Origin of the sequence: Paenibacillus sp. FSL K6-3182, assembly GCF_037976325.1 — a bacterium.
Taxonomy (GTDB): domain Bacteria; phylum Bacillota; class Bacilli; order Paenibacillales; family Paenibacillaceae; genus Pristimantibacillus.
Window position 1 is genome coordinate 3,138,028 of sequence record NZ_CP150265.1, and the last position, 19,394, is coordinate 3,157,421.

Consider the following 19,394-nt stretch of genomic DNA (forward strand, 5'->3'; position numbering starts at 1 on the left):
GCAGTAATTAATTTATAGCAGCTTGTCTCGCAGCATTATGGGCTAACCTATGGAGGGTATTGTTTTTCTTGTGCTTGCTTATGTATTTTATTTGTATGTGAACGTTGGGATACATATTATTTAAATGATGTAGAACTGCCAATATTTCATCTCTAGCATCTTTATGATGTGAATGAGAAAAATAATCTTTTGATAAAATGTTTGCGATTTGACTGCAATCAGTATAGATAATAGCGAACTTCGGCTCATACTCCGTCAGCGCACTTGCAAGTATTTCTAGACTGTAACGAACAGCAAGCAATTCACCGTAATTGGAACCTTCAATATATTCCATCATAATTTTTTTGGCGGTAACGCGTATTGTTCTATTGAAGACAAAACAACAAGCTGCTCCATGATTATTTTGCGCAACGAAACCGGAGTAGTCACAATACAAACAAATCATACTCTTGTTCACAATGTTTTGTCTTAAACGGGGATTGGCATATGCTCTTTTTATTAGCAATTCTGTTGTAGTGTCCACAAAATCTATCCTCCAGATTATATTCCTTCTTTCATTATTTTAATCATCGTCAAAAAAGAGATGGGTTAGTCTTCAAACGGGAATGCCTCGAAATATTTTTTACTTTAAGGATAGGCGAATGGATTAAGGTATACATCGGAGCTGATAAGCGTAAGTTTTAATAGGAATGTGTCTGAATAAGGGAGTAACATTAATGATGTAATACTGGAGGGGACTCGGCATGAACGCAGGTTTTTGGATTCGATTAGGAGCTTCGTTGCTGGATGGCATTATTATTGGCATTCCATTAGCCATTATTTCATTATTATTTACAGGAGGTAATGAAGGTAGAGATTATTTTACAGATGTGGTCTCATTCCTTTACTCGTTACTGGTTCCGGTATTTTGGAGCGGCTATACCATTGGGAAAAGGATATGCGGCGTACAGATTAGAAAGCTGGATGGCTCACCTCCAGGTATAGGCACCATGTTATTGCGTAATGTTGTCGGTGGACTCGTTTATGGATTAACATTAGGTATTGCTGTGATCGTCAGCGCCTTTATGGTAGGTTTGCGCGAGGACAAAAGAGCGATTCATGATTTTATAGCAGGAACAGAAGTGGTGCATTCTGATTAAGCTGTCTTATGAGCTCGTTGCGATATCATGCAGCGGGCTTTTTTTATTATACTTTTGGCATTTGCCACGTTATTTAATGTGGGAACTTTTTTTGCTTTCTCTATTTTGAATGAAGTAAACTAAGAGTTGTATTGAAATACCTGAGCGATAAGGGAAGTAGGTGGATGGTTGATGCAGCACAAGAACGAGGAGACTTCACTTAAGCTAAGCGCGCGTCGACTCTATGCGGAGATATTCTCTTTAAAGGACACGCTTTACAATGATCTTCTACATCGGTTTAAGGATGATGTATCACTCACAGAAAAAGTGGAGCAGTGGAAAACCAGCATAATGGCAGCTGCGATCTCTACAGCGCTCTACAGCTCTTCTCTGGGCGGAAACAAGGAGTTTCCTTATGTCTATTCCTATTTGAAAATAAAGCTTAAAACGTATCATTCTGAAGGGGAGGCAGCGATAGAGGACTGTATGTCTGTCATTTCAGGCCTATTAAATGAAGCTGATTACCAGCCTGAATCATTCTCCGAAGGAATCGCTTTATGGCTTTATTTTAGTATTCAAGGAAAAGAGTCGTTCGTAGAAGAAGAAACGGTTCCATATTTGCTTACTGGACAATATATTAATCAAGTTTTTTATAATTGGTTTGATATGCAGGGCTAATAAAGGCAGCTTATTCAAAAACGATTGCGTTTGAAGGGGATATTAATGATTATGAATTCGTTAGCAAATGATTGGGCGCAGAAATTGCAAAGTGAGCTTGAAGCGCCTTATATGCAAGAGCTTTTTGCCATATTGGCAGAAAAATATAAAACGGCCACGGTTTATCCGGAAGCGAAAAATATATACAATGCACTTCATCATACATCCTATGAGCAGACGAAAGTGGTCATTTTAGGACAAGACCCTTATCATGGACCAAAGCAGGCGCATGGGCTTAGCTTCTCCGTGCAGCCAGGATTAAAGGTACCTCCTTCATTAAAAAACATTTACAAAGAGCTGGAGTCGGATGTAGGGGCCACTGTGCCTGACCATGGAAGCTTGCTTTCATGGGCTAAGCAAGGAGTGCTGCTTCTTAATACAGTGCTTACGGTGGAGGATGGCAATCCTAATTCCCATCAAGGGATGGGGTGGGAGCAATTTACCGATCAAATTATTGCCGCTCTAAACGATAGGGAGAAGCCCGTGGTATTTATACTTTGGGGCAAGAATGCAGAAGCGAAAGCGAAGCATATTAATGGGGACAAGCATCATTTAATTATTTCACCGCATCCGAGCCCATTTGCAGCTCACAAAGGTTTTTTTGGAAGCAAACCATTCTCGAGGACAAATCGTTTCTTAGAATCGATTGGAAGCGAGCCGATTGACTGGTCGATTCCCATGCTGAATGAGCTTGAAAGCAAATAAAAAAAGACTTCTCAACTGTCTGATGGTTATAAGGCAGGTAGAGAAGTCTTTTTTGTTTTAATTGATGATGATCGCTTTGCCTGTGGATGATTCACTTGATCCCGTAGATTGCGAGGATTGGGTGAGTACTGGCTTTAGCTTAGCATCAATATATGTGGAAGCGGATACGTCTGTAATAACTTGAGGATACATTTTATCAGGATCAGGCATGACCAATTCTACATTGATGAAAGCTTGATCTCCTTCGAAAGCAATAGAGGTAATACGGAAACCATAACCGGGATGTCCGACTTGAGTGCTTACAGTTACTTTATTGACTTGCGGGTTTACCGCCTCAATGGAAAGCTTCAGGTCGAGGCTCGGTTGCTCAGGCTTAGTTGGAATTGGAGCCGTCTCCTTTACAAATGTAATGGCATCATAAAGCCAGCCAGCAGCTTCACCGCGCAAAATAGCTTTTTTAGGATAAAACTTGTTCGAACTATCCAATGTGACGACTTTGCTTATGAGCAGCTTTTGAATGCTGTCCATGTAGGTTTTATTTACATCAGCCGCATCTTCCAACTGCATGAAAATTTCAATAAAGGCGTAATCGCCTTTCGTCATCATAGCTTTAAACAAATGATGAGCAAATTGCTCGCGGGTCATGATGTCGTTAGCTTTGACCGTTTTTGGAATTTCTAGACCATTAATACTCGCGATGATGAAAGCTTGCGAATACCAAGCGTTATCTTTTATGTTTGTAAAATAGTCGCTTGCTTTAGGTTCTTTAATGAAGCGGATGTGGTTGATATTAATATCTAGCCCTTTAACGATCAAAGAAACGCCTTCGGCATAAGTGAGCTTGCCCTTAGGATTAAACTTGTCATGTTTATCTCCGCTTATAATGCCCATCTTCTTAAGCTCGTTAATTTTAGACTCGTTAACGTCATTTTTAACGTCCTTGAATGCCCATACGGATTGTCCAAGAGTGAAGAGCATCATTGCAACCAGTGTCATTGTCAGTATCAATCGTCTTTTCATACGGTCACCTCTTCTTTTATTTGCTGCAGCACTTACTTGACGTCGTTAAAAGACAAATTGTTGCAATTATTATACAATCATTATGACCGATTCCACTTTTGTGGAGACATCTTGATGAGAGTGGAGAGTCAGAAAAATCTGTAAAGAAATATGTTGACTTGGCGTCTTTCACCTGATATATTATTAATTGTCGCTAACATGATCTGGTAGCTCAGCTGGGAGAGCACTATCTTGACAGGGTAGGGGTCACAGGTTCGAACCCTGTTCAGATCACCATAACTTAAACTTCGGAAGCCTTGATAATCAAGGCTTTTTTTGTTTTATAATCAAAACTGCTAGATCTTAACCCTCAGATTCTCCTCAACATTCTCTCCTTGACTACATTAAGCATTCCATTTCCCATTTAAATCGGTAAAGATTTTAAAAGATTCGATTAACATTTTGGGACTAGCTGTTCGGTACAATACTTACCTTATGGTAAGTAGGTGAACTAAAAGTGCATACTTCCGCAATGCGGCGATGCGATCTATACTCTAGTTCAGAAACAAATACCGTTCAAGGAGGGCAATACATTGAAAACACTTGTTATCATTACACATCCAAACATGGAAGCATCCATCGTCAATAAACGCTGGGCGGATGAGCTTCGTAAATATCCCGACAAATATACGGTTCACGATTTGCACAGAGCCTATCCCGACGGAAAAATCGACGTGGAAAAGGAACAACAGTTGATTGAAGCGCATAGCAATTTAGTTTTGCAGTTCCCTGTTTACTGGTTCAGTTCTCCACCGCTGCTTAAACAATGGCTTGACGAAGTCCTAACTTACGGGTGGGCATACGGATCAAAGGGCGATAAATTAAGAAATCGAAAAACCGCCCTAGCTGTAACCGCCGGTGGAAGGGAAAAAGACTTTACCGAAGAAGGGAAACTCCGTTACGGACTTGACCAACTCCTATCTCCCTTTGACACGACATTTTTGTATTGCGGCGCCGATTATCGTTCCTTCTATGCCTTCTATGGCGCAGAATACGAGACGGAAGGAAATCCAGATTACTTAAGGAATTTAGATATTAGCGCGCAGGGTTATGTTGATTTTATTGATAGTCTTTAATTAGTGGTGAAACGAAAAGCAGCATTTCCATCCATGGAAATGCTGCTTTTCTTCTTGAGTGTTTATATCGAAAGCGGGATTGTCGCCGCCTGCGCGGCTGGTATGCCGTTTTTTTCTCCCCATTGGCACATGATATCCAGTACCGGAATAATCGTTTGCCCCAACTCGGTCAAGGAATACTCAACTTTGGGAGGGATTTGTGGGAATTCCTCGCGGCTGACAATGCCGTCTGTCTCCAACTCTTTTAACATCATGCTTAATGTTTTAAAGGATATAGTGCCGATTTTCCGTTGCAGCTCATTAAACCGCATGACCTTGTTTTCGGAGAGCCAGTACAGTATGGTCATTTTATATTTGCCGCCAATAACAGACAATGTGTAGCCGAAGCCAGTGTCTTTGGGTTGAATGCCAGACGGTACACAGTTTTCAACCTGCATGGGCTGTTATCCTCCTTTTGAGATATTCGACGAAAAAGGCAGGTGCTGCCGCGTCTCTATGCTAAGAATTCGCTTTCTCTGTAATTGACAATTCGCTGAAAAGTCAACCTGGGAGCAATAAACTTACTATACCATTTCGAACCGATTAGTTCAAAACACTCTGGAAGTAAAAAGGTGCTTGAAATAGCAAATGAGAAACTTTAACAACTACCATTTTATGGATATTAAATGGAGCAATTATTAAAAGTATTTTTTAGTAATCTATTATAGGTATCAATTACTTGAAAAAGAATTGACGTAGTATGACAAATATTTCTAAGACAATCCTTATAATTTGTGGTAATATGTAGAAAATTGTTGAAGGGGGAAAGTTTGATGAAAAAAGTTCAAATCTTTACATTACTCGCACTCATATTGCTTGTTTTATCAGCATGCGGGGGATCACAAACAAATAATGCAGCCAAATCTTCGAATAACAATCAAGCAAGCACGGTGGATAGCAAGGAGACTGAGGCTACTGAAACACCCAAAGAAACGGAAACTCCGCCTACGGAGGAACCGAAAGAAGCATCCTTCAAGCCAGGTGATAAATTCAAATTAGGCACTTGGGAAATTACCCTTGAATCATTTGAGTTTAATCAAAAAGTGAGTAGTGATATGTTTTCCTCAAGCGCTGATGAAGGCAATAAATTTATTGTATTAAATTATAATGTTACCAATAATGGCAAAGAGGCAAATGATTTTACTGCAATGATAAATGGTATTCGAATGAAAGCTATTTTTAAAGGCGAGTATGAATATGATTACACTGTAACTATGATCGATGGAGACTTGAGTCAAAATAGTATTAAACCATTAGCGAGCAAAAAAGGTTTTGTTGTAATCGAAGTTCCAGACTCGGTAGCTAGTTCCAATGAAAGTCTTGTAATTAAGCTTGAAGATGATGGGGAAAAAGCTCAAATCGTTTTAAAATAGTAGAAACAAGCACCCATTATTGTGGGTGTTTTTTTATCCCGAAAAAGCTAATCTTAATCGCGGCAGGTGATTGTTCCATTCTTTTAAGAGAGAGCAGCGCCGAAAATGGCAAGGTAAAGTAGTTAATTAGAGGAAGCAGGAGGGAAAATCAAAACAGGGAAATCAAATGTCGTTGTGGCAGTTAGGATCGTGAGCCTTATGAGGTGAAGAGGAGAATGCTGCAAAATTTGGATAAGCTAGGTGCACGTTCAGAACCCTTGCATAGCAAGGGTCCTTTTTATTTTATCTCCACAATCAAACCTCCAAAACGTAATTTCATATTCGTTCATGCCATATAAGAAAACCTCTTCATGTGAAAGGGCTAATTTGAATGATTTGTTAAACATCCAGAATATTGATTTAAGAGATAATCCAGTTCTTGGCTAATTTTGAGAACAGCTTGATCTGTAAAATTATTGCATGCGCCAAATATTTCAACCATTTCAGCTCGTACTTCTTCAATTCTTTGTTGATAAAAGCAAATGTTCATCATAATCCCTCCAACTTTTCATTTGTTAAATTAAGGATAAACGAAGGTTGTTAGAATTTTTTAACAATGAGATTAGGATAATGTTAGTTTTCTGAACAATCTCAAATAAGCAGGCCTTCGTATTAGATTTACTAAACATATCCGTTTCATTTGAAACAGTTTCAAGATGGAAAACCCCCAAGTAGCGATTCATGCCTTTGGGGGTTTAGTTTAAACTTGTATATCGATGCTTTGGCCTAAATGAGGTTGTGCTTGTTTCATCATTTGAACCATATCCTGGGCTTGCTGCGTAGCTTGTTCCTTTGCTAAAGACATCACTCGGATGCTCGCTGCAAGTGCTAAGCTGTTCTGATTCATCGCAATAGATGCTGCTGCTATATCCATAAAACACCTCCTTATTCCATTATCGGCAGAAACGATCAACTTCTTTACAAGAAATCGTTACTCGCTGGATCTGCGCTGATATGCTGCATAAAGCTAATTCATGCGACCTAATTGTGTATTTAATTTAAACAATACTAAAGGCATGATTTTCAGCATACGATGATAGAAAGCGCGCAGGAGGCGGTTGCTGTTGGCAGCAGAGTATGCCTACTTAGCCATTTGGCTATTGGGGATGTTTGGAATTATCGGCATTGTTATTGGTTCTGTAGCAAATTTCGCAATACATGATTCCTTGTCGCATGACGAGCAGTTTGTTTGGCGAAGGAAACTTCCAACTGATGCAATCAAAAGAAAATAAAAACAAAAATCCAGCATTCGCTCCTCATGCGATAGCGCTGGATTTTTTTTGTAAGCGATTGTGCATAATTATTGCACACGCAAGGCATGATATAAATTGGCTGTACATTCTTATAAGTTGAGAGGGGCTAACAAAGATGAGTCACGAGGTTGGCGGACAAGATACTAGGGAGCAAATTGTTGCCGTACAAAAGGATGGAGACGGTGATCTTACCGCATTCAAAACGAATAGCGGCCGAGTGCTTGACTATGCAACGGCACTTCAAGAGGTACAAGCAGGTCACATTGCAGGGGTAAATGCCTTTAAAGGAAAAGATGGCGACATCTATATTCGAGGCGACGCAGATGGAGATCCAACAAACAATTTGGATCAGCTTCCAATGTTCTAAATGAAATGTTAACAACATTAATAAAAAGGCGCCGCACTTCTTAGATGTCGGCGCCTTTTTTGTATTTAGTTGATCTCATAGCTTTCATGCTGCCTAACGATTCGCATATGGCCGGTTAGACCTTCATATTGCTCTATGGTGTCCCCGTAATGCATAAGCCATATTTTACTTTGAATAGATTCAGGAAGGCTTAGAAGCTCCTCCAGGCTTGCGTGAACAACAGCTGGCGCTTCAAGCTGGCAATCATGGTAAATAGTCGTTACGCCATCATCAACTAATTGCTGAAGCAGCTCTGGATCAAATCGCATGTCGGCAGAGTAGAAGAAGCTGTTGTTAAAAATAAAGGAATAGCTTGGCTTATTAGGAATATGCTTCGTTTGCAACAGCTTAACAGTCAAACCAGGATGAATCTCAAATATGTTATTTGGCTGAATCGGATGGACCTCGAAAAAATCTTCAAGCTTGGTTAAAGGATCCTGCGTTAAACCTCCGCGAAGCGTTTGCTCCCAAAGCGTTTCAACTAACGACTCTGCTATGTATAGGACAGGCTTTCGATTATATTTAAACATCATTTGAAAGGCGTATTCTTCTAATCCACCTACATGGTCCCCATGAATGTGACTGATGAGAACAGCATCCAGGTCAGAGAAGGCAAGTCCTTGTTGATGTAAAGCCTTCGGTAAAGTGATTCCGCAGTCTACGAGCAATCGGAAGCCATTCACTTCAATAATAGCGTTATTATTATCGTATTTTTTGGCAAAGGCACTGCCTGTCCCAATCATTTTTATTTTCATGAATCACACCTCCTCAGCTTTCTATATTGTTTAATGTACCAAATTTAAAATATATCTGACAAATAAAGATGCACATTCGCCCGTGTCTACATACAATGCTAAAGCGATACGTACAGTGGAGGCGAACAAGTGATGAGCAAAGGAAAAGGCAAAGTTGTAAAGAAGAAACAGCCGGCAAGCGATCGGAAACAGTATAATTATAAACTTGTACTTTCGGATACCTGTGCAGTATGTAAAACACCGTGTACAAGAGGGATGACATACCTTGCAAGAATGAAAAATCCTGGTACAGTCGGCAAAGGTGTTCCTTGCATTTTAACAAGAACGTATGGGTAATTATTATTTCCACATTAATATTTCCCAGGCAAGCGCAGGTTTCAACAGCATTTGACAATAATGGTTAAGTTGTAGTATGGGATTAAAAATGTTTCATAAATCGCGCAACTTTGCTCGGGTTGACGAGTATAACCTTTCATCCAGGCTATCGGATGGAGGGCTTACAACTATGAAAATCAGAAAAATCGTTATTCTGCTTCTGCTGCTATCTCTTTGGGGTGGATCGATGATGTTCGCAGACTCGGCTATACAGAAGGTTCGCGTTCTCATTAACGGAGATGATCAGGATGACGGTGGAATAATGACCGATGGCAAAACTTATTTGCCGCTTCGTCAATTAGCCACATCTATGCAGGCCATTGTGGAATGGGACAATCAAACGAAAAAAGCGACCGTTTATAAGCCTAACGTGCATATGTTTCTGTTCCAAAATAATGCGGTATTCGGAAACGTAGCAAAAGGCTATCAAGCGAAGTTTAAAGTGTTTGCCCAGATCGATAACTTGATGACGGATATTGTAGCCGTCAAGGTTTCCATTTTCGATCCGAATGGTAAAGAGAAAGTGATTCAAACGGAAAGTGTCAAAACATCAAAAGATAATTTCTGGTTCGCTACAGAAGATATCTCATATAAATTCGAATCTAGCGGGAAATATCCGATTCGTTTTTACCTTAAGCTTAAAGGCTCAGATGAGTGGACTGTTGTTTCAGAAAAACTAATTTCTTCTTTGTAGTAATCAAATGGTCTACCTAAGGCGCTCCTTTTCTTCATAGGGGCGTCTTCGTTTGACCGTTGATAGAGTGTCATGTTAATATACGATAGTCTGTAAACATTATTGAAATGGGGTAATAACATGAGCGAACATCAGCATGGCGATGATTGCGGCTGTGGTGAAGACCACGAGCATGAAGAGCATGTCTTTATCGTGACTGACGACGAGGGCCAGGAACGTGAAATGGTCATGGTTTATACGTTTGAATCCGAAAGCCAAGTTTACGCTGTATTGCTGGATCGCAACGATCCAGAAGCAGACGGCGTTATCTTCCGTATTGAAGAAGAAAACGATGAGTCCTTCCTAGTTGGCATCGAAGATGATGCGGAATGGGATCGCGTAACAGCGATTTACGAAGAAATTGCTCGAACGGAAAGCGAAGAGAACTAGTTCTCTTAAGCTTTAACGAGCTAGTACTAAAAAAACGATCTGCGAGTTTCGCTTGCGGATCGTTTTTTTTATTAACTTATTTGCGTGGATTAAAATAAATCGTTCTTCCATTAAACATTGTCAGCTCCGCTTTCAACTGTTTAGCTATATATTTGCATAGTTCATTTGCTTTCGATTTGTCTCCGTGCGTAGCTTCCTCTGGTAACACGACTTGAACGCAAGGGACGTTTTGGCCTGCTGCGCTTGCCGTTTCGCCGGGTCCAAAGATGATATGCTTATAAAGGTGGTTAATACCCTTTAAATAAAACCAACGATCATCATCCTTCGATTCGATCGTATAAGGAAATGCGGCTTCGGCATAATCCCAATCCAATTGCGAGCCGGTAAGGCTAGTTTGCTCCCGGTAACCTATAAGCTCGTTCTTAATTTCTTGCAGCGTCAGTTTCTCCACGGATGATCCTTGCACAAATTTGATATAAGCGCTTTGACTCATCGCATCTCACCTCTGCCAACATCATAGCATGCTCGAAATAGGTTGACAATAAGTGGTATTCCATAAAAATAATTAGAAAAAAACCGACCTCAGGATTTCTATAAGATTCCTGAAGATCGGTTTTATTATTTATTATGAAATGGCTGTTTCTTCAACGATTACTTTAACGAACTCGATGCTGCGATCTTCCGGCCCCTTGACAGGCAATCCAACTTGGACATGATCCACGATATAATCGATATTTTTTTGGGTAATGACTTCGCCTGGCAGCAGAATCGGGATGCCTGGCGGGTATACATAAATGAATTCAGCAATGATTCGGCCAGCTGATTCTTTGAACGGAAGAACTTCTGTCTCACCGTAAAAAGCATCACGAGGCGTTAAGGAGAGCTGTGGAATATCTGGAATTTTGACCACTAATTCACGTGCTTCAGCGCCTTCATGGAAATGTTCAGACAATCCACGCAGGGCAGTTAACAATTTAGACACGGAATCAGAGGTATCTCCAGGCGTAACTAAGCAAAGAATGTTATACATATCGCTCATTTCAATTTCCACATTATAGTTGTCGCGAAGCCAGTTCTCCGTTTCATATCCTGTGATGCCAAGGTGGCGAACATGAACGGAAACTTTAGTAGGATCGAAATCATAAGTAGCCTCATCGCCGAGAATTTCTTCTCCGAAGCAATAAAGACCTGGGATTTCATTGATTTGTTTGCGTGCGGATTGAGCAAGCTCAATCGCGCGCTCAGCGATTGCATGTCCGTTCAAAGCAAGGTTGCGTCTAGACGTATCAAGCGAGCCTAACAAAATATACGAAGTCGACGTTGTGGTAAGCATGCTGATAACGGTTTGAATACGATGCGGGTTAACTCTTCCTTTGCGAACATTAAGAACCGAGCTTTGCGTCATAGAACCGCCGAGCTTGTGAACACTTGTCGCAGCCATATCCGCGCCTGCTTGCATCGCAGACATTGGCAGCTTCTCATGGAAATGAATGAGTACGCCATGTGCTTCATCCACGAGAACAGGGATATCAAAGCTATGAACGAGATCAACGATCTCCTTAAGATTGGCGCAAATACCGAAATAGGTAGGGTTAATGACAAGCACGGCCTTTGCATCCGGATGGCGCTCAAGCGCTTTACGGACGGAGCGGGTCGTTATGCCATGATCAATACCAAGCGTATTGTCACGGGCTGGTGAGATGAATACTGGTCTGGCACCTGCAAAAATAATAGCGGCCATAATGGATTTATGAACATTACGGGGCACTATGATTTTGTCTCCCGGGGCACATACGGTCAAAATCATCGTCATAATTGCGCCGCTTGTTCCTTGTACAGAGAAATAAGTATAGTCTGCTCCGAAAGCGTCAGCAGCTAGCTTCTGCGCTTCCTCAATAACGCCGGTTGGCTGATGCAGGTCATCAAGCGGTGCTATATTGATTAAATCGATCGACAACGCGTTATCGCCGATAAATTCGCGAAATTCGGAATCGCTGCCTAATCCCTTTTTATGTCCGGGAATATGAAACTGAACGGGATCCTGCTCCGCATGCTTACGAAGCGCGGTGAAGAGCGGGGTTAAATTGTGATCCATCGCTTTCATCCCTGCCTTTCTTTAAAGTTTACAAACAAAGTTGAGTATAGCAAATACAGGGGGGAATGCAAGCTTCATTTTTGAGATAGGAGCATCATTTTCAATTTGTTCTTCAATTGTTCATACATGTGTGATAAATGGATATGGTAACATAGGTTGGTGGAGGGGTTGTATTATGAAAGATAAACGAATGCTAATTGTAATGGCTACTTTAATGACAACATTTATAGGGTTCGGCATTATCATCCCGGTTATGCCAGAAATTATTCAAGCCGCAGATCCGAGCAAAGCGGAACTCCATACAGGTTGGATGCTTGCTGTATATTCTGCAGTTTCTTTTTTCTTATCACCATTTTGGGGAAGCTTGTCCGACCGTATCGGCAGACGGCCGATTATTTTAATAGGTATTCTTGGCTTTGCCGCAAGTTTCTTGTTATTTGGTTTATCGTCAGGAAACTTAACGCTCATGTACCTCTCAAGGGTGCTAGGAGGCTTGTTCTCGGGGGCGGTTGCTTCCGTTATTGTAGCGTATGTCGCTGATATTACATCGCCTGAGGAAAGAACGAAGGGGATGGGGCTCGTTGGGATGTCCATCGGTCTAGGCTTTACGATCGGACCTGGCGTTGGCGGTTTATTAAGCGTGATCTCACTGGAAACGCCATTTTATGCAGCATCAGCGTTAGCACTGTTAACGTTCATCTTGGCTGCATCAAAGCTCAAGGAATCACTAACGCCTGAGCAGCGGAGCAGCCAATCAGAGAAGCGTGTATCACGCTGGGCTGCGTTTACAGGACCGCTTAAATATTTGTATGTGTTAGCCTTTTTTGTAACATTCACTCTCGCTGGAATGGAAGCGACCCTGCAGTTTTTTGGAATGCGGCGTTTTGATGTGACTCCATTTCAGGTCGGAATCTTATTTTTTGTTTGCGGCTTTGTGGGAGCACTCGTTCAAGGCGGAGTTGTGCGACGGAGAATTAAGACAGGCGAGGAGCCGAAATATATTGCGATCGGACTTGTCATCTCGGCACTTGGGTTTTTTATGCTTCTAGGCGCACATTCCCTTTGGTGGGCTACGTTGTCACTTGCTGTATTCGGAATCGGCAATGCCTTAATTAGGCCATGTGTCACCTCGCTCATCACTCAGAAGACGACTGTTGGCAAAGGGGTAGCATCCGGTCTAAGCTCTTCGATGGACAGTTTGGGGCGTATTGCCGGCCCGCTGCTAGGTTCATTTTTCTTCACGATAGAAATGGGACTGCCATACTTGCTCGGCGGCATACTATGTCTAGCTGCACTGCTGCTATTGTTTCGTTTCCGTCAAATGGACAAAACTAGCGCCTCGGAAACAGAAGTTAACGCTGCAAAATAAAATGAAAACAAGCCGGTTCCTCATCTTGCGATGGGTGACCGGCTTGTTTTCTTTTGGAGCTTAAGGGGCTAACCCTTTTATAATAAAAGTAATAGTCGCCTCTTTCTCTAAATCATCATCCCAGTGAATGCCATCTGTTTTTCCGATGAACGTACGGCTAAGGACATAACCGATTAAGGATGAGGCGATTAATCGAATGACAGTAAGGGGCGCCCAATTAACGATTACGCCTTGCTGCTGAAATTGCGTAATACTAATGCTGAATTTTTGTATCACTTTTGAGAGGATGAGCTTCTGGAATTGGTCCAGCAGTTCGGGATGAAAAGGAATCTCTTGAACAAAAATTTTCAACACCTGAACATGACGCTCAACAAATGCAATGCGATTTTCTATAATTGCGCGCAGCATAAGATCTAATGTGTCAAAGCGGCTCTCGAGAACCTTATAGAAATCGCGAAGTACAAAAGGAGCGATTAACTTTGCCATAACAGGCGCAACAATCGAGAAAAGCAAATCCTTTTTGGTTTTATAATGACGAAAAATAGTTCCTTCTGCCACACCGGCTCGCTGAGCGATTTCACTTGTAGAAGAGGCGGCAAAGCCCTTCTCAGCAAATATTTCGGAGGCAGCCTGCACGATTTTCAATTGTTTTTCCGTCATTTTTTCTTCTTCATTATCTAGTTGCAATAGCTTCTGCAGCCATTGATCCACCGGTTCTGACATGCAAGACACTCCTTCGCGTTAACCCATTCCTTTGATTATACCAGTTGTTCTATTACTACATACGGCGGTGCTTCTTTAGAGCCAGCACATTCAATACTGCAAACAATAAGGAAAATCCCGCCAACACATATACATTTACCTGAAAATCACCCCAGCTCTCGCCGCGTATCATTATTCCCTGCATAGCATCTGCACCATAGTAAAGAGGCATTAGGTAACTTAGCTTTTGCAGCCAGGGGTTCATGGCATCAAGGTTAAACAACCCTGAGAAGAAGGCTTGCGGCACGATGACAATAGGAATGAACTGTATAATCTGAAATTCACTGCTTGCAAAAGAAGACAACAGTGTTCCGAGTGTTAACGCTGTTAATGATAGTAATAAATTAATGACCAGCATATACAAAATGCTGCCCTCCATGTACATCCCAAGAACTTGAACGGAATACCAGGCGATCAAGCAGGCTTGAATTAGGGTGAAAATTCCGAAACCGGCTAAATAACCGACTACGATTTCGCTTCGCCTAATTGGCGTTGCTAATAAGCGCTCCAAAGTACCGCTCGTTCGCTCGCGCAGGAAGGAGACACCTGCAAGTAAGAAAACAAAGAAAAACGAGAAGAAGCCTATTAAGACAGGCCCAAAGGAGTCGAATGGAGCCATGTCAGGACCGCCGTGCAAGTATGATATAGCTGGGGCGGATTTATCTAAGCCTTGTTGCATCACGCTTTGAATAAGCAATATTACCGCTCTATTGATGGAGGGATCGCTGCCCTCAAGCGTTAGTTTAGGCATGCCGCCGCTCGCTTCCAATATCGCGTCGAGCTTGCCGTCTTGTAAAGCAGCTTGAGCAGCAGCACTTTCATCATAAAGTGTGATTTCAGCATCAAGCTGCTCAAACTTTTCTGTTAAAGCTGCAGGCACATTAACCATTCCGATTGCTGGAGAGACAGCTTGCCCATCAAAAACTAATTTCATTAAAGTTAAGATGAGCAGGGGAGCAAGAAATAATAAGGCAAGCGTTCGTTTGTCACGCAAAAATTGATTAATAATTCGAATGGCGAGCGCACGTATTCTCATTGTTCCGCTCCTTTGCTTTGACCAAGCGCAATGAACGCCTCTTCGAGTGTGGCGCAGCCTGCTTGCTGCTTCAGTGCTTCAGGCGTATCGATGGCTGTAAGTTTTCCGCTTCGTATGAGCCCTAACCGATCACATTTCTCGGCCTCGTCCATGACATGGGTTGTTATAATAATGGTCACGCCTTGTTTGCTCAGTGCAGATAGCTCTTTCCAAATCGATTGGCGTAAAACAGGATCAATGCCAACGGTTGGTTCATCGAGTACGAGAAGCTCAGGCTCATGCAATAGCGCAATTGCTAGCGAAAGCCGGCGTTTCATGCCGCCAGAATAAGCAACCGTTTGCTTATGAAGATGATCGGTTAGCGCAACAAGCTTGGAGACCGTTTGAATTCGATCTTGCAGTATGGCTCCCTTTAATCCAAACATGGCCCCAAAAAACGCTAAGTTTTGCTTGCCAGTCAATTCACTATACAAAGCGTCTGATTGAGCCATATACCCAAAGGCTTGCAGCATTTTCAACTGCGGCATGGGCTCGCCAAGCATTCGGACCGATCCGGCATTTGCCCTGTCTATTCCAGTCATGACCTTGATCAACGTTGTTTTCCCCGAGCCCGAAGGACCTAATAAACCAAATAGTTCACCTCGCGGAATAGAAAGTGTAATGCCATCAAGAACGGTACGATCCCCAAATGAACGGTTAATGTCTTGCAATTCTACGGCGAAGGTTGTTTCAGCTAATATTGCTGGACTGTTAGTCATCTTCGATCACGCTCCACTTTCTCAAATGAGTAATCACTCCCCCAATTATATACAGAGAATGCCATAAATAAAAGTGAGTACTTACTCATTTTTCTTCCAGGCTGTCCACCTCCTCAGTCTCTGGTCGTAGATGAATTAAGACTAAAGCCGTGAACCAATTACCTTCTCTGGACGTTTTTGGTAATCATACTTTCCCTCTATGATTAGAAAAGACAAAAAAAGAAATCCGTAATCGGAGAAGGAGTCGGAAACAAATGAGTAAATTGACGGAATGGTCGTTCCGAAATAAGGCGGCTATTATACTGATCGTCATTATGGCTTTAGTGATGGGGGTAATCAGCTATCTGAGGCTGCCGATGGAGTTTCTGCCTGCTGCAGATAATCCACAGGTCATGGTCACGGCAATAGGGCCGGGGAATGACGCGAAGACGATGGAGCAGATGGTCACAAATCCTTTGGAAGAAGCTGTAACGCTCGTTAAAGGAAAAACGGATATGTTCTCTACATCAGGTGATGGTTATGCTCAAATCAGCTTGAATTTCAATTCGAAGACGAATATGAAGGAAGCGAAGACGGAAGTCGAGCAATTGGTCGCTCAGGTACAGCTTCCGGCAAATGTAATGAAGCCTTTCGTCTTGCAATTGAATACTTCAATGATTCCAATCTCATGGGTGACGTTGACCTTTGATGAAGGATTATCTGAGCAGCAAAAAGACGCAAAGCTGAAAGAAGTAACGGCGGAGCTTAAAAAGACCGAGGGTGCGGGCGAGGTTAGCATTAGCGGCAAATCGTCGCCATCGGTTCATGTCGTACCAGATACGGAGAAGCTTGCACAGGCAGGAATTTCGGTACAAGCGTTAATGGGCGTGCTTCAAGGCAGGGGAGCGTCGGTTTCACTCGGGGAACGCACGTTGGATGGCGCAGATGGCAATATTAACGTGTACGATCAAGTATCTGATGTGGAAACACTGCGCAAGCTTCCTGTTGCAGCAGGTGTGAAGCTTGGGGATGTTGCAGCGGTTGAACTCGCCAAAGACCAAGAAAGCATAAGCCGTATGAACGGCAAAGATGCGATTATGTTCACGGTCTCTAAATCTGCTGATGCGAATGCTGTGAATGTAGGCAAAGCAATCAAAGAAACGATTGATCGTTTAAATGCAGATGTGGAAGGAATCGATGCTTCCATCATTTTGAGCACATCTGATTCGGTCGTATCTTCTGTTAATAGTATGCTGCGAGAGGTTTTGCTTGGCGCATTGTTCGCAACCATCGTCATTTTATTGTTCATGCGCAACTTTAAAGCAACGCTCGTGACGATTGTTTCGATTCCGTTGTCGCTCGGCATAACGCTGTATCTGCTCCAGCTCTCTGGTGTGTCACTTAACATTATTACACTTGGAGGCGTAGCCGTCGCGGTTGGAAGGCTCGTCGATGATAGTATCGTCGTTATTGAAAATATTTATAGAAGGCTGCAGAAGGAGTCCTTCTCTATTAAGCTAATTACGGATGCAACGAAGGAAGTGGCTTCGGCCATTACCTCGTCAACGCTCGTTACAGTCGCAGTATTTTTGCCAATGGGCCTTCTGCGCGGTTCATTGCAAGCATTTCTTCTCCCATTCGCGCTGACAGTCGCTTACTCATTGCTCGCTTCTCTACTTGTAGCGCTGACGGTTGTACCTCTTTTAAGTGCAATATTGCTTCGCGGCACAAAGGAGAAGGAGCATGCTGGTTCTCCAAAATTCGCTTCCTTCATTCGTTGGAATCTTGCTCATAAATTAGTGCCGTTAATCATTGCGGTATTGCTGTTTGCAGGATCGATCGGCGCTTATATGTTCATGCCAAAAGGAGCGCTTGATTCCTCGAGCGCGGGGAATTTAAATGTAGCACTGCAATATCCGAGCGATACACCTGCGGATCAAATACTCGAAGCAGGGAAGAAATTCGAATCCTATCTAACTGCAAATCCAGATATTGAATGGGTCATGATGATGCTTGGCAATAGTGCAGATGCGGCTAAGTATGGCTCGGTGACTTCGCCAACGCTCATTACTTATATGGTAGATTTGAAGGAAGGCGTTGACGCAGAACTCTTGATGGATAATATCAAGACTCAGAAGGATAATTATAAGGACGCAACCTTGACGGTTGATGCGGCCGATCTAATTATGGGCGGCGGATCATCGCAAATTTACATTGATGTCTCTGGTGAAAACTTGGAGCAGCTCTCTACAACCGCAGACCAGTTGATCGCAGCGATTAAACCTATCGACGGTGTGCTCAAGGTTGAGAGCAATCAAGAGGAGAAAAAGTCGGTTTATTCCTTCCATGTTGATCCTACCCTTGCCAAAGGCCAAGAGGTAGCCATGCAGCTGCAAAGCATGCTTAATCCATTGCCGATAGGTTCGATCCAGCAAGAAGGCAGTGAAATTCCGGTTATTATGCTGCCTGTTGTAAACCCAGATTCAAAGGCAGAACTAGAGAAATTAACCGTAATGACAGAGTCTGGTCCAACACCGATGTCGAAGGTAGCGGAGTTGGTTCGTACTGAGGAGCCATCTTTGTACTATCATAAAGAAGGCAAAACGTATATCCGCGTCACAGCGAGCGCCGAACCAAAAGAACTATCGGTCGTCGGCGATGAAATATCAAAAGCAACAAAGGATCTCAAGCTTCCTGATGGCGTCAGCCTTGCAGTAGGCGGAGCGTCGGCTGACCAATCGAGCGACTTTGCAGATTTGGGCTTAACAGCGCTTATCTCCATCGGTATTGTTTATCTGATCATGGTATTGACGTTCAAGACGCTTCGTGCTCCGCTGGCGATTATGATCTCCTTGCCGCTTGCAGCAATCGGTGCAGTAACAGGCTTGCTCGTATCAGGCGTAACGCCGGATTTCACAGCCATGTTCGGAGCGCTGATGCTTATCGGAATTGTCGTCACGAATGCTATCGTATTAATTGATCGTGTGAAGCAAAACGAGCTGACGATGCCGATTCGTGAAGCGTTGATTGAAGCGGCTACGACACGGATGCGTCCAATCGTAATGACTGCGGTGGCGACAGTGTCCGCGATGCTGCCACTCGTATTCGGTTCGCATGAATCGGGCAGCATCGTCTCCCAAAGTTTAGCGATCGTCGTTATTGGCGGGCTAGTTGCGGCTACGCTGCTCACGCTAATTATCGTTCCTTGTGTCTATGAGCTGTTATTTTTCCGTACTTCACGCAAGCAACGTCGCAATTTGGCTTCCTCCGCCCATGCGGAAGCGGCTGCATCACAGCAAGTGTAATTAAACGACAAAAGGCAGTACTTTTAGGTCAGAATGGACCTAAAGGTACTGC

General features: G+C 42.8%; 22 protein-coding genes and 1 tRNA gene. 12 read left to right on the top strand and 11 right to left on the bottom strand.

Translation table 11 applies throughout. The features are described 5' to 3' along the window. Positions 1-7: 7 nt before the first annotated feature. A complete protein-coding gene (locus MHH56_RS13450) occupies positions 8-523 on the bottom strand; it encodes an RNase H family protein (RefSeq protein WP_339208754.1) in 516 nt (171 codons plus the stop codon). A 220-nt stretch (positions 524-743) separates the two neighbouring features. Here MHH56_RS13450 and MHH56_RS13455 point away from each other — a divergent pair, with 220 nt between their 5' ends. From MHH56_RS13455 to MHH56_RS13465, 3 genes are all read left to right on the top strand, one after another. Continuing rightward, a complete protein-coding gene (locus MHH56_RS13455; RefSeq protein ID WP_339208756.1) occupies positions 744-1,139 on the top strand; it encodes an RDD family protein in 396 nt (131 codons plus the stop codon). A gap of 171 nt (positions 1,140-1,310) precedes the next feature. After that, positions 1,311-1,796, top strand: coding sequence for a hypothetical protein (locus tag MHH56_RS13460; RefSeq protein WP_339208757.1), 486 nt, complete (start codon positions 1,311-1,313; stop codon positions 1,794-1,796). Positions 1,797-1,847: 51 nt separating this feature from the next. Further along, entirely contained in the window at positions 1,848-2,540 is a 693-nt protein-coding gene (locus MHH56_RS13465) for a uracil-DNA glycosylase (protein WP_339208758.1), read from the top strand. Positions 2,541-2,597: 57 nt separating this feature from the next. Here MHH56_RS13465 and MHH56_RS13470 read toward each other — a convergent pair whose 3' ends face one another. Further along, the gene (locus MHH56_RS13470; protein ID WP_339208759.1) at positions 2,598-3,560 is read right to left on the bottom strand and encodes an S-layer homology domain-containing protein; all 963 of its coding nucleotides are present in this window, start codon (positions 3,558-3,560) and stop codon (positions 2,598-2,600) included. Positions 3,561-3,760: 200 nt separating this feature from the next. Here MHH56_RS13470 and MHH56_RS13475 point away from each other — a divergent pair. Further along, positions 3,761-3,836: transfer RNA gene (locus tag MHH56_RS13475), tRNA-Val, on the top strand. Between the two features lie 296 nt (positions 3,837-4,132). Then, the gene (locus MHH56_RS13480) at positions 4,133-4,675 is read left to right on the top strand and encodes an NAD(P)H-dependent oxidoreductase (RefSeq protein ID WP_339208760.1); all 543 of its coding nucleotides are present in this window, start codon (positions 4,133-4,135) and stop codon (positions 4,673-4,675) included. A 62-nt stretch (positions 4,676-4,737) separates the two neighbouring features. Here MHH56_RS13480 and MHH56_RS13485 read toward each other — a convergent pair whose 3' ends face one another. Further along, positions 4,738-5,112: a helix-turn-helix domain-containing protein gene (locus tag MHH56_RS13485; protein WP_339208762.1), complete on the bottom strand. Its 375-nt coding sequence runs from the start codon at positions 5,110-5,112 to the stop codon at positions 4,738-4,740. A 375-nt stretch (positions 5,113-5,487) separates the two neighbouring features. On the opposite strand from MHH56_RS13485, the gene MHH56_RS13490 reads away from it, so the two are divergent. Further along, positions 5,488-6,087 (top strand): DUF4352 domain-containing protein, encoded by a 600-nt coding sequence (locus tag MHH56_RS13490; RefSeq protein ID WP_339208764.1) that lies wholly within the window; start codon positions 5,488-5,490, stop codon positions 6,085-6,087. A gap of 361 nt (positions 6,088-6,448) precedes the next feature. Here the strand turns inward: MHH56_RS13490 and MHH56_RS13495 are convergent, their stop codons facing one another. Further along, complete coding sequence (locus MHH56_RS13495) at positions 6,449-6,619, bottom strand: aspartyl-phosphate phosphatase Spo0E family protein (protein WP_339208765.1); 171 nt, start codon at positions 6,617-6,619, stop codon at positions 6,449-6,451. A gap of 207 nt (positions 6,620-6,826) precedes the next feature. Beyond that, the gene (locus tag MHH56_RS13500) at positions 6,827-7,000 is read right to left on the bottom strand and encodes a YjfB family protein (RefSeq protein ID WP_076268202.1); all 174 of its coding nucleotides are present in this window, start codon (positions 6,998-7,000) and stop codon (positions 6,827-6,829) included. A 190-nt stretch (positions 7,001-7,190) separates the two neighbouring features. Here MHH56_RS13500 and MHH56_RS13505 point away from each other — a divergent pair, with 190 nt between their 5' ends. Further along, the gene (locus MHH56_RS13505) at positions 7,191-7,358 is read left to right on the top strand and encodes a hypothetical protein (RefSeq protein WP_339208769.1); all 168 of its coding nucleotides are present in this window, start codon (positions 7,191-7,193) and stop codon (positions 7,356-7,358) included. 136 nt (positions 7,359-7,494) lie between these two features. Further along, the gene (locus MHH56_RS13510) at positions 7,495-7,746 is read left to right on the top strand and encodes a DUF3892 domain-containing protein (RefSeq protein WP_076268203.1); all 252 of its coding nucleotides are present in this window, start codon (positions 7,495-7,497) and stop codon (positions 7,744-7,746) included. A 65-nt stretch (positions 7,747-7,811) separates the two neighbouring features. On the opposite strand, the gene MHH56_RS13515 is transcribed toward MHH56_RS13510, so the two are convergent. Then, entirely contained in the window at positions 7,812-8,540 is a 729-nt protein-coding gene (locus MHH56_RS13515; RefSeq protein ID WP_339208771.1) for an MBL fold metallo-hydrolase, read from the bottom strand. Positions 8,541-9,045: 505 nt separating this feature from the next. On the opposite strand from MHH56_RS13515, the gene MHH56_RS13520 reads away from it, so the two are divergent. Then, positions 9,046-9,609, top strand: a complete 564-nt coding sequence (locus MHH56_RS13520) for a stalk domain-containing protein (RefSeq protein WP_076268206.1) — start codon at positions 9,046-9,048, stop codon at positions 9,607-9,609. 120 nt (positions 9,610-9,729) lie between these two features. Beyond that, on the top strand, positions 9,730-10,038 hold the full coding sequence (locus MHH56_RS13525) for a DUF1292 domain-containing protein (protein WP_076268207.1): 309 nt from the start codon (positions 9,730-9,732) through the stop codon (positions 10,036-10,038). A gap of 76 nt (positions 10,039-10,114) precedes the next feature. Here MHH56_RS13525 and MHH56_RS13530 read toward each other — a convergent pair whose 3' ends face one another. Next, positions 10,115-10,531, bottom strand: coding sequence for a DUF1885 family protein (locus tag MHH56_RS13530; RefSeq protein ID WP_076268208.1), 417 nt, complete (start codon positions 10,529-10,531; stop codon positions 10,115-10,117). Between the two features lie 132 nt (positions 10,532-10,663). Continuing rightward, positions 10,664-12,133 (bottom strand): aminotransferase class I/II-fold pyridoxal phosphate-dependent enzyme, encoded by a 1,470-nt coding sequence (locus tag MHH56_RS13535; protein WP_339208774.1) that lies wholly within the window; start codon positions 12,131-12,133, stop codon positions 10,664-10,666. A gap of 175 nt (positions 12,134-12,308) precedes the next feature. Between MHH56_RS13535 and MHH56_RS13540 the strand changes: the two genes are divergently transcribed. Beyond that, entirely contained in the window at positions 12,309-13,502 is a 1,194-nt protein-coding gene (locus MHH56_RS13540; protein ID WP_339208775.1) for an MFS transporter, read from the top strand. A 60-nt stretch (positions 13,503-13,562) separates the two neighbouring features. Here the strand turns inward: MHH56_RS13540 and MHH56_RS13545 are convergent, their stop codons facing one another. Genes MHH56_RS13545 through MHH56_RS13555 form a run of 3 tightly spaced genes read right to left on the bottom strand, consistent with a single transcriptional unit; the run spans position 13,563 to position 16,058 of the window. Further along, a complete protein-coding gene (locus MHH56_RS13545; protein WP_339208777.1) occupies positions 13,563-14,225 on the bottom strand; it encodes a TetR/AcrR family transcriptional regulator in 663 nt (220 codons plus the stop codon). Between the two features lie 55 nt (positions 14,226-14,280). After that, entirely contained in the window at positions 14,281-15,300 is a 1,020-nt protein-coding gene (locus tag MHH56_RS13550) for an ABC transporter permease (RefSeq protein ID WP_339208778.1), read from the bottom strand. Continuing rightward, entirely contained in the window at positions 15,297-16,058 is a 762-nt protein-coding gene (locus MHH56_RS13555; protein ID WP_339208779.1) for an ABC transporter ATP-binding protein, read from the bottom strand. The genes MHH56_RS13550 and MHH56_RS13555 overlap by 4 nt, the downstream gene beginning before the upstream one ends. 254 nt (positions 16,059-16,312) lie before the next feature. Between MHH56_RS13555 and MHH56_RS13560 the strand changes: the two genes are divergently transcribed. Further along, positions 16,313-19,342 carry an efflux RND transporter permease subunit gene (locus MHH56_RS13560; protein ID WP_339208780.1) on the top strand — a complete coding sequence of 1,010 codons (3,030 nt, stop codon included), beginning with the start codon at positions 16,313-16,315 and terminating at the stop codon, positions 19,340-19,342. Positions 19,343-19,394: the final 52 nt, after the last annotated feature.

Bases quoted from the DNA above. Each gene is read 5' to 3' on its own strand.
- MHH56_RS13455 (WP_339208756.1), top strand. From the start codon at position 744: ATGAACGCAGGTTTTTGGATTCGATTAGGAGCTTCGTTGCTGGATGGC.
- MHH56_RS13460 (WP_339208757.1), top strand. From the start codon at position 1,311: ATGCAGCACAAGAACGAGGAGACTTCACTTAAGCTAAGCGCGCGTCGA.
- MHH56_RS13465 (WP_339208758.1), top strand. From the start codon at position 1,848: ATGAATTCGTTAGCAAATGATTGGGCGCAGAAATTGCAAAGTGAGCTT.
- MHH56_RS13470 (WP_339208759.1), bottom strand. From the start codon at position 3,560: ATGAAAAGACGATTGATACTGACAATGACACTGGTTGCAATGATGCTC.
- MHH56_RS13485 (WP_339208762.1), bottom strand. From the start codon at position 5,112: ATGCAGGTTGAAAACTGTGTACCGTCTGGCATTCAACCCAAAGACACT.
- MHH56_RS13490 (WP_339208764.1), top strand. From the start codon at position 5,488: ATGAAAAAAGTTCAAATCTTTACATTACTCGCACTCATATTGCTTGTT.
- MHH56_RS13495 (WP_339208765.1), bottom strand. From the start codon at position 6,619: ATGATGAACATTTGCTTTTATCAACAAAGAATTGAAGAAGTACGAGCT.
- MHH56_RS13500 (WP_076268202.1), bottom strand. From the start codon at position 7,000: ATGGATATAGCAGCAGCATCTATTGCGATGAATCAGAACAGCTTAGCA.
- MHH56_RS13510 (WP_076268203.1), top strand. From the start codon at position 7,495: ATGAGTCACGAGGTTGGCGGACAAGATACTAGGGAGCAAATTGTTGCC.
- MHH56_RS13515 (WP_339208771.1), bottom strand. From the start codon at position 8,540: ATGAAAATAAAAATGATTGGGACAGGCAGTGCCTTTGCCAAAAAATAC.
- MHH56_RS13520 (WP_076268206.1), top strand. From the start codon at position 9,046: ATGAAAATCAGAAAAATCGTTATTCTGCTTCTGCTGCTATCTCTTTGG.
- MHH56_RS13525 (WP_076268207.1), top strand. From the start codon at position 9,730: ATGAGCGAACATCAGCATGGCGATGATTGCGGCTGTGGTGAAGACCAC.
- MHH56_RS13530 (WP_076268208.1), bottom strand. From the start codon at position 10,531: ATGAGTCAAAGCGCTTATATCAAATTTGTGCAAGGATCATCCGTGGAG.
- MHH56_RS13535 (WP_339208774.1), bottom strand. From the start codon at position 12,133: ATGGATCACAATTTAACCCCGCTCTTCACCGCGCTTCGTAAGCATGCG.
- MHH56_RS13540 (WP_339208775.1), top strand. From the start codon at position 12,309: ATGAAAGATAAACGAATGCTAATTGTAATGGCTACTTTAATGACAACA.
- MHH56_RS13545 (WP_339208777.1), bottom strand. From the start codon at position 14,225: ATGTCAGAACCGGTGGATCAATGGCTGCAGAAGCTATTGCAACTAGAT.
- MHH56_RS13550 (WP_339208778.1), bottom strand. From the start codon at position 15,300: ATGAGAATACGTGCGCTCGCCATTCGAATTATTAATCAATTTTTGCGT.
- MHH56_RS13555 (WP_339208779.1), bottom strand. From the start codon at position 16,058: ATGACTAACAGTCCAGCAATATTAGCTGAAACAACCTTCGCCGTAGAA.
- MHH56_RS13560 (WP_339208780.1), top strand. From the start codon at position 16,313: ATGAGTAAATTGACGGAATGGTCGTTCCGAAATAAGGCGGCTATTATA.